Genomic DNA, 11,661 nt, shown 5'->3' on the forward strand with positions numbered 1-11,661 from the left:
AGCGGTCTGCCTCACCCTTCAGAGCCCTTTTTCACTCGTCCGGGTGGCCGAGTTGTGCACACCCCCCGAGTTGTCCACAGGCCGCGGCCGACCGCGCCGACCTGGCCCGGAGCTGTTCCACGCTGGTCCTCTGACGGGCAGTCCGCCCGCAGGGGAGGACGAGCGGGGGAGTACCGGGATGGACGCTCTGAGGCTGATCAGGTCGACCAGGCACGGCCTGGCCGAGGCGCGCAGTGTGGCGCAGGTGCTGGCCGAGGCATGGCAGGCGTGCGCGCTGGTCGAGGCCGTGGCCATGGTGATGGCGCTGGAACTGACCGAACCGGCCGCCATGTCCGCGCTGGACGGAGCCGGCTGCGGCGGCGCGGAGATCGCCAGAGCGGTGGCCGAGGCGGCCGGCCATGCCGCCGCTTGTGTGGGCCGACCCCCGGACGACGGGGCCGGCCCGAGCCGGGCGGAACGGCTGACCGTGCTGGCCGGCCTGCCCGGGACCGCCCGCGAGCTGCGGGCGCTGGTCCAGGAGACGGCCGAGGCGCTGATCGTCCTCGCCTGCGGGGCGGCCGAGCAGGAGCTCTACTGGCGCTGCATCGACTCGGTGGACGCCGCCGCCGAGTGCCAGGACCTGGCCACCCAACTGCTCCGGGTGGTCGACCCGGCCTGCCGGGAACTGCGGCCCCCGGGCGAGTGGCAGACCGCGGGTGAGCCGGAGCCCGACTCCGCCCCGGATACCGAATCAGGGCCGGATACCGAATCAGCGCCGGAGACCGGCCCCGGGAGCGAGTCGTGACCGGAGCCGCCGCTACGAGGGTCCGGCGTGCGGCGGCGGTGCCTGGAGGTCGGCGTCGAGCCGTACCAGGTCGGCGTTCAGCGCCGCGAGCATCTGTTCCATCTGCGCGAGCAGGCTCTGCGGGGCGGCGGGCTGCGGGGCGGCGGGCTGCGGGGCGGCGGGCTGGGGGGAGAGCAGGCTCGGCCCCTCCGGTACGACGGATGCCTCGGACATGGTGGACGCGCCCCTCCTGGGTGCTGCGGACGGGTCCGGCGGGTTGTACCGGTCCCGAGCAGGCAAACGAGCCGCGCCCCGGCCCGGTCACCGTCCGTCACACCGACGGGGGACGGGCCCGGTCAACCGTCACCGGGCCGACTCCAGCCGCCGATCGCGGGTTCGAACCGGCTGCACCGGTCCGGAGCCGGGCGGTGGCGGCGGCCACAGCACCGGGGCGGCGCCCCCGGTGCGATATCCGCACCGGAAGCACCGCCCCTGACGGTGTCCCCACCGAATCAGTTGTGCGCGTGCAGCTCGGCGTTGAGGCCGCCCCAGGAGCCGCTGCGGGCGATGACCTCGACCGCGCCGCTCTGCGAGTTGCGGCGGAACAGCAGGTTGTCCTGGCCGGACAGCTCCACGGCCTTGGCGACCTTGCCGTCCGGCAGGGTGACCCGGGTCCCCGCGGTCACATAGAGGCCGGCCTCGACCACGCAGTCGTTGCCCAACGAGATCCCGATGCCCGCGTTGGCGCCCAGCAGGCAGCGCTCGCCGACCGACACGGTCTGCTTGCCGCCGCCGGACAGGGTCCCCATGATCGAGGAGCCGCCGCCGATGTCGCTGTGGTCGCCCACCACCACACCGGCCGAGATCCGGCCCTCCACCATCGAGGTGCCCAGGGTGCCGGCGTTGAAGTTGACGAAGCCCTCGTGCATGACCGTGGTGCCCACCGCGAGGTGCGCGCCGAGGCGCACCCGGTCGGCGTGCGCGATCCGCACCCCGCCGGGCGCGACGTAGTCGGTCATCCGGGGGAACTTGTCGATGCCGTAGACGGCCAGCTGCCCGCCCTCGGCGCGGACCGCCAGGCGTGCTGCCTCGACGCCGTCCACCGGCACCGGGCCGATGCTGGTCCAGGCGACATTGGCGAGCAGCCCGAAGATGCCCTCCAGGCTCTGCCCGTGCGGCCGGACCAGACGGTGGCTCAGCAGGTGCAGCCGCAGGTAGACGTCATGGGTGTCCAGCGGCTTGTCGTCCAGCGAGGCGATGGCCGTGCGCACCGCGACGACCTCCACCCCGCGCCGCGGGTCCGTACGCAGCGCGGCGGCGGCGCCCGGGCCCAGCGCGGCGACGGCCTCGTCCGCGGACAGGCGCACGGTCCCGGCCGGGCCGGGCGCGTCGGTCAGCTCGGGAGCGGGGAACCAGGTGTCCAGCACGGTGCCGTCGGCGGCGATGGTGGCCAGACCTGCGGCGACAGCGCCGCGGAGGGAGGAGGGTGCGGTTTCGTTCGTCACCCCCGTACGGTACCCATTCGCCTCCTCGGCCGCCGAACCGTACCGGGGTGCGGACACCGCGCCGGCGCTGACCGGATCCGTCCGCCGCGGGACCCGATCGGGCCTGGTTCCACGGTGCTGATCAGCGCAGACTCATATCCATGAGCCGAGCACTGATTGTCATCGACGTCCAGGAGTCCTTCCGCGCCCGCACCGAGGAGTGGGCCGCGAGCTACAACCCGAAGATCGCCGAGCCGGTCAACCGCCTGGTCGCGCTCGCCCGGGACGCCGGGGACACGGTGGTCTGGGTGCTGCATTCCGAGCCCGGCACGGACACGGTGTTCGACCCTGCCCTCGGCCAGGTCCGGCTGCTGGCGGAGCTCGACCACCAGGACGGCGACCTGCTGGTCCACAAGACCTCGCACAACGCCTTCACCACCACCAACCTGCAGCAGCAGCTCACCGAGCGCGGTGTCACCGAGCTGGTGACCTGCGGCATCCGTACCGAGCAGTGCGTGGAGACCACCACCAGGGTCGGCAGCGACCTCGGCTACCAGGTCACCTTCGTCTCCGACGCCACCTCCACCAGCCCGATCACCCGTGACGGCGTCACCCTCACCGCCGAGGAGATCGTCCGGCGCACCGAGTTCGTCCTCGCCGACCGCTTCGCCACCGTCAGCACCGTCGCCGAACTCGAGGCGCAGGCGGAGCGCCGGGCCGCCGAGCGGGGATGACGGCGGCACCATGAGCCGCATCCTCTTCCTGCTGGTGCCCGGTGTGCACCTGCTCGACCTCGCCGGGCCCGCGCAGGTCTTCTCCACCGCCGCCGACTTCGGCCACGACTACACCCTCGGCTATGTCGCCGAGCAGCCGGTCGTGCCCAGCGCCCAGGGCGTCCCGCTGCAGGCCGACACCAGCTGGCCGGAGCTGGGTCCTGACGACCTGCTGCTGGTCCCGGGCTGGCGCTCACCGGCCCGGGAGCTGGAGTCCAAGCTCGGCCCGGACACCCTGCGTCGCGTGCGCGAGCACCATGCCGCGGGCGGCACGGTCGCCAGCGTCTGCGCGGGAGCGGACGCCCTCGGCCGGGCCGGGCTGCTCGACGGCCGCCGCTGCACCACCCACCACGACTTCCAGGACCTGCTGGCCGCCCGCTACCGGCGGGCGACCGTGGTCCGCGACGTGCTGTTCACCCTGGACGACCGGGTGGTCACCTCCGCCGGGATCGCCAGCGGCATCGACCTCGCCCTCTACCTGGTCGCCCAGCGCCACGGCCCGGCCGCCGCCGCCCAGATCGCCCGCGACATGGTCGTCTACGCCCGCCGCAACGGCCATGAGCAGCAGCACAGCGCGATGCTGCGGCACCGCTCGCACCTGGACGACACGGTGCACCGGGCCCAGGACGTGATCGACGCCCGCTACGACGCCCGGCTCCCGCTCGGCGACCTCGCCGCGTCGGTCGGCGTCAGCGAACGGACCCTCACCCGGGTGTTCACCCGCGCCACCGGCCTCACCCCGCTGCGCTACCAGCAGACCCTGCGCCTGGAACGGGCCGAACACCTGATCGCCCACGGCAGCACCGTCGAGCACGCCGCCCGCACCGTCGGCTTCGAGGACCCCCGCATGCTCCGCCGCCTCCGCTCCAGGCCGTCCGAGCAGCTCACGACCGGTTCCTGAGGGCTGTCCGGCCGGGCGTATCGGGAGGACAATGGGCGGGCGACATCTCCGTGCTGCCGCGGCTCCGGTCCTCCGGTCCGCGGGCGGCCCGCCGGCGACTGCGGCATCGCGGGTGTCGGGAGGTCGACCATGCGCAAAGTAGCCGACTGCCGGGACCATCCGAGCGTCTCCGGCTGCACCCTCACCATCGCCGGTGAGGAGGACGAGGTCATCCGCGCCGCCGCCGAGCACGCCGTCTCGGTGCACGAGCACGCCGACTCTCCGGAACTGCGCGAGATGATCCGCACCTCGCTGAAGAACGAGGAGGTACCCCAGCACGCCTGAACCCCGGGCAAACGCCTGCGGCCTCCGCCGCTCCCTCCGGGTAAACCACGTGTGCGGAAGCCGCAGGTCAGGCGATACTCGGTCGCGTGTTCCTGACGATCAGCACCTCCGGCGCCCCTGACCGCCCCGCTACCGACCTGGGCTTCCTGCTGCACAAGCACCCGGGCAGGGCCCAGTCGTTCCCCACCTCCCACGGCCTCGCCCATGTGTTCTACCCCGAGGCGACAGAGGAGCGGTGCACGGCCGCGCTGCTGCTGGAGATCGACCCGATCGCCCTGGTCCGGCGCGGGCGCGGCAAGGGCCGCGGCGGGTCTCCCGACTTTGCGCTGGCCCAGTACGTCAACGACCGCCCCTACGCGGCGTCCTCGCTGCTCGCGGTCGCGCTGAGCACGGTGTTCAAGAGCGCCATGAAGGGCCGCTGCGACAAGCGCCCGGAGCTGGCCGAGGCCGCGCTGCCGCTGGTGGTCAGCGTCCCGGCGCTGCCGGCCAGGGCCGGCCAGGACGGCGGCGCCGACCTGGTCCGCCGGCTGTTCGAGCCGCTGGGCTGGCAGGTGGAGGCCGAGCCGGTCCCGCTGGACCCGCGGTTCCCCGAGTGGGGCGACTCCCGTTATGTCGGCCTCACCCTGACCGGGACGCTGCGGCTGGCCGACGCGCTCAGCCAGCTCTACATCCTGCTGCCGGTGCTGGACGACGCCAAGCACTACTGGGTCTCCCCGGACGAGGTCGACAAGCTGCTGCGGGCCGGAGGTGTGTCGCGAAGCGACTCGGACAAGGGTGGTGGTGGGCGACGGGAGGGCGGCTGGCTCGGGACGCATCCTGAGCTGGCGCTGATCACCCGGCGGTACCTGGCCCGGCGCTGGTCGCTGGCTCGCAGTGCGATGGAGCAGCTGGAGCTGGCCCGGCTGGCCGAGGCCGACGACCGCGAGGTGGAGGAGATCGACAACGCCGTCCCGGAGGTGGAGACCGAGGCGGAGGCCGCCGAGGAGAAGCCGACCCCGCTCGCGGTGCAGCGCCGCAGCGCGATCGTCGAGGTGCTGCGCGCCGCCGGGGCGACCCGGGTGGTGGACCTGGGCTGCGGCGAGGGCAGCCTGGTCGGCGCGCTGCTGAAGGAGCCGCGGATCACCGAGGTGCTCGGCGTGGACGTGTCCTCGCGGGCGCTGGGCATCGCCGCCCGGCGGCTGCACCTGGACCGGATGTCGGAGCGCCAGGCCGCCCGGGTCCGGCTGGTCCAGGGCGCCCTGACCTACACCGACGCCCGGCTGACCGGCTACGACGCCGCGGTGCTCTCCGAGGTGATCGAGCATGTCGACCCGCCCCGGCTGCCGGCCCTGGAGTACGCCGTGTTCGGCTCGGCGCGCCCCGGCACGGTCGTGGTGACCACGCCCAACGTGGAGTACAACGTCCGCTGGGAGTCGCTGCCGGCCGGGCACGTCCGCCATGCCGACCACCGCTTCGAGTGGGACCGGGCCCAGTTCCGGGCCTGGGCCGAGCAGGTCGCCGCCGGCTACGGCTACACCGTCGGCTTCGCGCCGGTCGGCCCGGACGACCCCGAGGTCGGCCCGCCCACCCAGCTCGCCACCTTCACCCGCACCGCCGTTCCCGCAGCACAGGAATCCGCAGCACAGGAAGCAGTCACCCGATGAGCGACGACACCGAGACCCCGAGCCGCAGGCTGCCCGTCCCCGACCTGTCCCTGGTCGTGCTGGTCGGCAGCACCGGCTCCGGCAAGTCCAGCTTCGCCGCGCGCCACTTCCTCCCCACCCAGGTGGTCTCCTCGGACGTCTGCCGCGGCCTGGTCTCGGACGACCCCAACGACCAGGCGGCCACCAGGGACGCCTTCGACCTGCTGCACTACATCGCCGGCAAGCGCCTCGCGGCCGGCCGGCTCACCGTCGTGGACGCCACCAACGTCCAGCCCGAGGCCCGGCGGTCGCTGGTGAACCTGGCCCGCGAGTACGACGTGCTGCCGGTCGCCATCGTGCTGGACGTCCCGCCGCAGGTCTGCGCCGAGCGCAACGCGCTGCGCCCGGACCGGGCCGGCCTCAGCCCGCATGTGATCCAGCGTCAGCAGCGGGAGCTGCGCCGCTCGATGAAGTTCCTGGAGCGCGAGGGCTTCCGCAAGGTCCACGTACTGCGCGGGGTGGCCGAGGTCGAGGCCGCGGAGATCGTGGAGGAGAAGCGCTACAACGACCTGCGCCACCTCACCGGGCCCTTCGACATCATCGGCGACATCCACGGCTGCCGCTCCGAGCTGGTCACCCTGCTGGGCCGGCTCGGCTACACGGTCGCCCTGGACGCCGGGGGCCGCGCCGTCGACGCGGCGCACCCGGACGGCCGCACCGCGGTGTTCGTCGGCGACCTGGTCGACCGCGGCCCGGACACCCCGGGCGTGCTGCGCCTGGTGATGGGCATGGTCGCGGCCGGGAACGCGCTGTGCGTGCCCGGCAACCACGAGAACAAGCTCGGCCGGGCGCTGTCCGGGCGCAAGGTGACGGTCAGTCACGGCCTGAAGGAGTCGCTGGACCAGCTCGCCGCCGAGCCGGCCGAGTTCAGCACCGAGGTCAGGAGCTTCATCGACGCCCTGGTCAGCCACTACCTGCTGGACGACGGCAAGCTCGTGGTCTGCCACGCCGGCCTGCCCGAGAAGTACCACGGCCGCACCTCGGGCCGGGTCCGCTCGCACGCCCTCTACGGCGACACCACCGGCGAGACCGACGAGTACGGCCTGCCCGTCCGCTACCCGTGGGCCGAGGAGTACCGGGGCCGCGCCCTGGTCGTCTACGGCCACACCCCGACCCCGACCGCGAGCTTCGTCAACAACACCATCTGCCTGGACACCGGCTGCGTCTTCGGCGGGACGATGACCGCGCTGCGCTACCCCGAGCGCGAGCTGGTCCAGGTCGAGGCCGAGCAGGTCTGGTACGAGCCGGTCCGGCCGCTGATCACCGACGCCCCGGGCGCCCGCGAGGGCAGGCCGCTGGCGCTGTCGGACGTCCAGGGCCGCCGGATCGTGGAGACCGTCAACCACGGCCGGGTGGCCGTGAAGGAGGAGAACGCCGCCGCCGCGCTGGAGGTGATGAGCCGCTTCGCGCTGGACCCGCGGCTGCTCGCCTACCTGCCGCCGACCATGGCCCCGGTCTCGACCTCGCGCCGCGAGGGCTATCTGGAGCACCCGGAGGAGGCCTTCGCCGGCTACCTCGCCGACGGCGTGCGCCAGGTGGTCTGCGAGGAGAAGCACATGGGCTCGCGAGCCGTGGTGCTGCTCGGCCGCGACGCGGAGGGCGCCGCGCTGGAGAAGCGTTTCGGCGTCTCCACCGGCGGTGCGATCTGGACCCGTACCGGGCGCGCGTTCCTCGACGACGGGGCGCTGACCGGCGCGATCCTGGACCGGCTGCGCGCCGCGGCCCTCGCCAGTGGCCTGTTCGACGAGCTCGACAGCGACTGGCTGCTGCTGGACGCCGAGCTGCTGCCGTGGTCGCTCAAGGCCGTCGGCCTGCTCAAGCGGCAGTACGCCGCGGTCGGCGCGGCGGCCCGGGCGGCGCTGCCCGCCGCCCTCGCCGCGCTGGAGGCGGCCGGGGCCCGTGACGTGGACGTGGCCGAGCTGACCGCCCGTCAGTCGGCCCGCTACGCGGACGCCTCGGCCTTCACCGACGCCTACCGCCGCTACTGCTGGCCGGTGGACGGCCTGGACGGGATCAGGCTGGCCCCGTTCCAGATCCTCGCCGCCGAGGGCGCCAACCTCGCCGTCCGTCCGCACGACCAGCACCTCGCCTGGATCGACGCGCTGGTCGACGCGGATCCGCAGCTGCTCGGGCGCACCGGCCGGATGCTGGTCGACACCGCCGACGAGCAGTCCGTCGCCGCCGCCACCGCCTGGTGGGAGGAGCTGACCGGAGCGGGCGGCGAGGGCATGGTGGTCAAGCCGCTGGCCTCGCTGGTGCGCCCGGAGGGCGGCCGGCTGGTGCAGCCGGGGGTGAAGGTCCGCGGCCGGGAGTACCTGCGGATCATCTACGGCCCGGACTACACCCTGCCGGCCAACCTGGACCGGCTGCGCTCGCGCACGCTGGGCCACAAGCGCTCGCTGGCGCTGCGCGAGTACGCCCTCGGCCTGGAGGCCCTGGACCGCCTCGCCGGGAGCGAGCCGCTGTGGCGGGTGCACGAGGCGGTGTTCGCCGTGCTGGCCCTGGAGTCGGAGCCGGTCGATCCCCGACTCTGAGTATCCAGTGCATAAACATGTCCCTCATCGTATATAGTTGCTGGATCCACGCTTGCCACTGTTCACCCAGGAGCCCGACATGGCCTTCAATCTGCGGCACCGGCACTTCCTGAAGGAGGTCGACCTCACTCCCCAGGAGTTCCGCTTCCTGCTCGACCTGTCGGCCCAGCTGAAGGCCGCCAAGTACGCGGGCACCGAGCAGCCCCGGCTGCGCGGGCGGAACATCGCGCTGGTCTTCGAGAAGGGCTCCACCCGGACCCGGTGTGCCTTCGAGGTCGCCGCGGCCGACCAGGGCGCGCACACCACCTACCTCGATCCCAGCGGGTCGCACCTGGGGGCCAAGGAGTCGGTCAAGGACACCGCGCGGGTCCTCGGCCGGATGTTCGACGGCATCCAGTACCGGGGCCACGGCCAGGAGATCGTGGAGGAGCTGGCCGCCCATGCCGGGGTCCCGGTCTGGAACGGCCTGACCGACGAGTGGCACCCCACCCAGATGCTGGCCGACATCCTCACCGTCCAAGAGCACAGCACCAAGCCGCTGACCGGGATCGCCCTGGCCTACCTCGGCGACGCCCGCAGCAACATGGGCAACTCGCTGCTGGTCACCGGGGCCCTGCTGGGCATGGACATCCGGATCGTCGCGCCGCGGCAGCTGTGGCCCGCCGCCGGGGTCCAGGCCCAGGCGCAGGCCCTGGCGGCCCGGACCGGCGCGCGGATCACCCTGACCGAGGACGTCGCGGCGGGCGTGGCCGGCGCGGACTTCCTCTACACCGACGTCTGGGTCTCGATGGGCGAGCCCAAGGAGGTGTGGACCGAGCGGATCGAGCTGCTCACCCCGTACCAGGTCTCCATGGACACGGTCCGGGCCACCGGCAACCCGGCGGTGAAGTTCCTGCACTGCCTGCCGGCCTTCCACGACCTCGGCACCGAGGTCGCCAGACAGCTGCACGCCAGCACCGGGCTGAGTGAGCTGGAGGTCACCGACGAGCTGTTCGAGTCCGAGCACTCGGTGGTCTTCGACCAGGCCGAGAACCGGCTGCACACCATCAAGGCGATCATGGTCGCCACCCTCGGCGACTGAAATCTCCCAAGGGATCTGTTGAGGGCTCAGCTGCCTGCCGGAGCCTGGATCTCGGGGTGGTCGCCGGTCGCGCCGTCGATCAGCTCGCGCAGGATGTCGAGGTGCCCGGCGTGCCGGGCCACCTCCTCCACCATGTGCACCAGCACCCAGCGCATCGACACCGTCCGTCCGGCCCAGGAGGTGCCGGTGGTGTCCAGGTCGGTCTCCTGGATCGCCAGGTCCGCGGCGGCGCGGGCGCGGGCGTAGAAGGCGAGCAGGTCGGCGGTGCTCTCCTCCGGCTCCACCCGCAGGTCGGCGTCGGGGTCGGTCTCGTAGCGCGCGTCCAGCGCGTCGATCCTGGCCTCGGTCGGCCGCCCGAAGGTCTGGCAGAACCAGCCGTACTCGACTGCGGCCAGGTGCTTCAGCAGCCCGAGCATGCTGGTCCCGGACGGGGTCATCGGGCGGCGCAGCTGCCCGTCGTCCAGCCCCTCCAGCTTCCACCGCACCACGTCGCGGTGCCGGTCGAGCGCGCTGTAGAGGATCTCCTTCTCGCTGCCGGTCGACGGCACGGTACGAATCATGGTCGGAACCTAGCAGGGGGGTCCGACAACGGCCCGTCGTCGCCCGGTGGCCGGCTGTGGCCCCCGTGCGCCCGAGCCCCGTGCGCCTGGCCCCCGCGCGACCGGATCCGGGTCGCCGCCCGGCCGCGCACCCTGCGGGTCAGCGCGGAGGCCCCGGCGGCCAGGAACACGAAGTTGTAGGCGATCTGCACGACCACCACCAGCCGGGCCTCCTGCCCGGACGGGTGGATGTCGCCGTAGCCGATCGTCGCCAGGGTGACCACGGTGAAGTACAGCGCGTCGGTGCGGGTGTCCAACCCGCTGAACTGCCCGTCCCTGGACAGCCCCAGGTAGGCGGTGGCGAAGACCACCAGGGACAGGCAGATCAGCAGCACGATGACCACGCCCGGCCGGCCCCGGTCGGACTCCGCCAGCACCAGCCGCACCTGCCGCAGCAGCAGCGCGGCCAGCAGGGCCAGCGCGCACAGGAAGACCACCCAGCTCAGCGCCGGGCGGTGCGGCCCGAAGATCTCCAGCGGCAGGGTGAAGTAGCCGGCCAGCAGCAAGGCGACGCCGCCCAGCACCGGCAGCCAGACCCACTGTCCGCGCAGCCCGGAACCGGGCATCTTGAACCGGGGAGAATCCATACGCCCAGCCTGAGCCCCACCCCGCGTCCCTCCCCGAACCGACGCGCCGGAACCCGGGGGAGCGGTCGCAGCGAAGTTAGTCGTTCGCCCCATCCTGAGCTGCGTGGACTGGATTGGGTGAGACAGCCATAGCCTCAGTGTCCCGTCTCACCCAGTGGGGTTCCGGTAGTTCTCGCGGAAACGACGCTAGACCGCTCAGGTGGCCCCTGAACTGGGGTGATCTCGGGGAATCGTGCGATGGCGGGGGCGGCTCGGTAGCGTCACACTCGCGATCGACTGCTACAAGGTTGGCGGCTACGACTGGGAGACGTGGAACGGGCTGTCGCACGGGGCGATGAACCTGATGATGCTGCTGTCCGGGCCTGCGCGCCCGGACATGGCCCGGGACTGCGGGCGGGCGGTACGGGACCTGCGGACATCACGCCGCGCGAGGGCGGGATGCGCGAGGTGCTCCAGCAGCAGGTAGCCGAGGGGCTGCTGATGTCCGTGCTCACCGTCGGGCGGCACCACCTGGTCGGGCCGAGGAGTGGCCGGACGAGGACGTCGGCAAGCTGCTGCGAGAGTAGATCGGCATGGACCGCATCCGCGCCGCGCGCGCCGGGGCCACCGTGCGGCTGCCGAAGGGCCACGGGCACCTGCGGCTGCTGGAGGGCTCTTACACCTACATACGGCAGTTCGCGCCGAGGGGGTTTGAGGCGGCGCGGTTCGCCGGCGACACCGACGCCAGGCCGCTGATCGAGGCGCTTGAGATCCTGCGCGAGCTGAACGCCACCGGCGCCCGCATCGTGCCCACCGGTGCCCCGACGCTGTTAGAGCCTGTTTCAGAAGTGGATCAGGTGACGCGTAGGCTTCCGAGGGGCCAGCCGAAGGGGGTGGCGCGGGACTCGGAGGCGGCATGGCGGCTTGGGGGAAGGCTCAGGAATCCGACGGAGA

The 11,661-nt window shown here is 72.8% G+C and carries 13 protein-coding genes; 8 read left to right on the forward strand and 5 right to left on the reverse strand.

The window, feature by feature from the left end; all coding sequences use genetic code 11:
* Positions 1 to 178 precede the first annotated feature (178 nt).
* Positions 179 to 784, forward strand: a complete 606-nt coding sequence (locus ACEZDG_RS33885) for a DUF6099 family protein (protein WP_380517541.1) — start codon at positions 179 to 181, stop codon at positions 782 to 784.
* Positions 785 to 796: 12 nt separating this feature from the next.
* Here ACEZDG_RS33885 and ACEZDG_RS33890 read toward each other — a convergent pair whose 3' ends face one another.
* Positions 797 to 997 (reverse strand): hypothetical protein, encoded by a 201-nt coding sequence (locus ACEZDG_RS33890; RefSeq protein ID WP_380517544.1) that lies wholly within the window; start codon positions 995 to 997, stop codon positions 797 to 799.
* Positions 998 to 1,275: 278 nt separating this feature from the next.
* Positions 1,276 to 2,268 carry a 2,3,4,5-tetrahydropyridine-2,6-dicarboxylate N-succinyltransferase gene (gene dapD / locus ACEZDG_RS33895; protein WP_380517547.1) on the reverse strand — a complete coding sequence of 331 codons (993 nt, stop codon included), beginning with the start codon at positions 2,266 to 2,268 and terminating at the stop codon, positions 1,276 to 1,278.
* A gap of 140 nt (positions 2,269 to 2,408) precedes the next feature.
* Here dapD and ACEZDG_RS33900 point away from each other — a divergent pair, with 140 nt between their 5' ends.
* The 6 genes from ACEZDG_RS33900 (at position 2,409) to argF (ending at position 9,542) form a co-directional block, all read left to right on the forward strand.
* Positions 2,409 to 2,981 carry a cysteine hydrolase family protein gene (locus tag ACEZDG_RS33900; protein WP_380517549.1) on the forward strand — a complete coding sequence of 191 codons (573 nt, stop codon included), beginning with the start codon at positions 2,409 to 2,411 and terminating at the stop codon, positions 2,979 to 2,981.
* Positions 2,982 to 2,991: 10 nt separating this feature from the next.
* On the forward strand, positions 2,992 to 3,921 hold the full coding sequence (locus ACEZDG_RS33905) for a GlxA family transcriptional regulator (protein ID WP_380517550.1): 930 nt from the start codon (positions 2,992 to 2,994) through the stop codon (positions 3,919 to 3,921).
* Positions 3,922 to 4,050: 129 nt separating this feature from the next.
* Positions 4,051 to 4,245, forward strand: a complete 195-nt coding sequence (locus ACEZDG_RS33910; RefSeq protein ID WP_380517553.1) for a DUF1059 domain-containing protein — start codon at positions 4,051 to 4,053, stop codon at positions 4,243 to 4,245.
* 86 nt (positions 4,246 to 4,331) lie between these two features.
* Positions 4,332 to 5,888, forward strand: coding sequence for a 3' terminal RNA ribose 2'-O-methyltransferase Hen1 (locus ACEZDG_RS33915; protein WP_380517556.1), 1,557 nt, complete (start codon positions 4,332 to 4,334; stop codon positions 5,886 to 5,888).
* Complete coding sequence (locus ACEZDG_RS33920) at positions 5,885 to 8,461, forward strand: polynucleotide kinase-phosphatase (protein ID WP_380517558.1); 2,577 nt, start codon at positions 5,885 to 5,887, stop codon at positions 8,459 to 8,461. The genes ACEZDG_RS33915 and ACEZDG_RS33920 overlap by 4 nt, the downstream gene beginning before the upstream one ends.
* A 79-nt stretch (positions 8,462 to 8,540) precedes the next feature.
* Complete coding sequence (argF, locus tag ACEZDG_RS33925; protein ID WP_380517561.1) at positions 8,541 to 9,542, forward strand: ornithine carbamoyltransferase; 1,002 nt, start codon at positions 8,541 to 8,543, stop codon at positions 9,540 to 9,542.
* 26 nt (positions 9,543 to 9,568) lie between these two features.
* Here the strand turns inward: argF and ACEZDG_RS33930 are convergent, their stop codons facing one another.
* From ACEZDG_RS33930 to ACEZDG_RS33940, 3 genes are all read right to left on the reverse strand, one after another.
* On the reverse strand, positions 9,569 to 10,102 hold the full coding sequence (locus ACEZDG_RS33930) for a DinB family protein (protein WP_380517564.1): 534 nt from the start codon (positions 10,100 to 10,102) through the stop codon (positions 9,569 to 9,571).
* The gene (locus ACEZDG_RS33935) at positions 10,099 to 10,728 is read right to left on the reverse strand and encodes a potassium channel family protein (protein WP_380517567.1); all 630 of its coding nucleotides are present in this window, start codon (positions 10,726 to 10,728) and stop codon (positions 10,099 to 10,101) included. The genes ACEZDG_RS33930 and ACEZDG_RS33935 overlap by 4 nt, the downstream gene beginning before the upstream one ends.
* 294 nt (positions 10,729 to 11,022) lie before the next feature.
* Positions 11,023 to 11,238, reverse strand: coding sequence for a hypothetical protein (locus ACEZDG_RS33940; RefSeq protein ID WP_380517570.1), 216 nt, complete (start codon positions 11,236 to 11,238; stop codon positions 11,023 to 11,025).
* 62 nt (positions 11,239 to 11,300) lie between these two features.
* Between ACEZDG_RS33940 and ACEZDG_RS33945 the strand changes: the two genes are divergently transcribed.
* A partial coding sequence (locus tag ACEZDG_RS33945; protein WP_380517572.1) for a hypothetical protein occupies positions 11,301 to 11,661 on the forward strand: 361 nt, incomplete at its 3' end.

The organism is Streptacidiphilus alkalitolerans (genome assembly GCF_042511045.1).
GTDB classification, from domain to species: domain Bacteria; phylum Actinomycetota; class Actinomycetes; order Streptomycetales; family Streptomycetaceae; genus Streptacidiphilus; species Streptacidiphilus alkalitolerans.

Excerpts from the sequence above, each read along its gene's own strand:
- ACEZDG_RS33935 (WP_380517567.1), bottom strand. The coding sequence starts at position 10,728 with ATGGATTCTCCCCGGTTCAAGATGCCCGGTTCCGGGCTGCGCGGACAG.
- ACEZDG_RS33910 (WP_380517553.1), top strand. The coding sequence starts at position 4,051 with ATGCGCAAAGTAGCCGACTGCCGGGACCATCCGAGCGTCTCCGGCTGC.
- ACEZDG_RS33930 (WP_380517564.1), bottom strand. The coding sequence starts at position 10,102 with ATGATTCGTACCGTGCCGTCGACCGGCAGCGAGAAGGAGATCCTCTAC.
- ACEZDG_RS33905 (WP_380517550.1), top strand. The coding sequence starts at position 2,992 with ATGAGCCGCATCCTCTTCCTGCTGGTGCCCGGTGTGCACCTGCTCGAC.
- ACEZDG_RS33900 (WP_380517549.1), top strand. The coding sequence starts at position 2,409 with ATGAGCCGAGCACTGATTGTCATCGACGTCCAGGAGTCCTTCCGCGCC.
- argF (WP_380517561.1), top strand. The coding sequence starts at position 8,541 with ATGGCCTTCAATCTGCGGCACCGGCACTTCCTGAAGGAGGTCGACCTC.
- ACEZDG_RS33920 (WP_380517558.1), top strand. The coding sequence starts at position 5,885 with ATGAGCGACGACACCGAGACCCCGAGCCGCAGGCTGCCCGTCCCCGAC.
- ACEZDG_RS33890 (WP_380517544.1), bottom strand. The coding sequence starts at position 997 with ATGTCCGAGGCATCCGTCGTACCGGAGGGGCCGAGCCTGCTCTCCCCC.
- ACEZDG_RS33885 (WP_380517541.1), top strand. The coding sequence starts at position 179 with ATGGACGCTCTGAGGCTGATCAGGTCGACCAGGCACGGCCTGGCCGAG.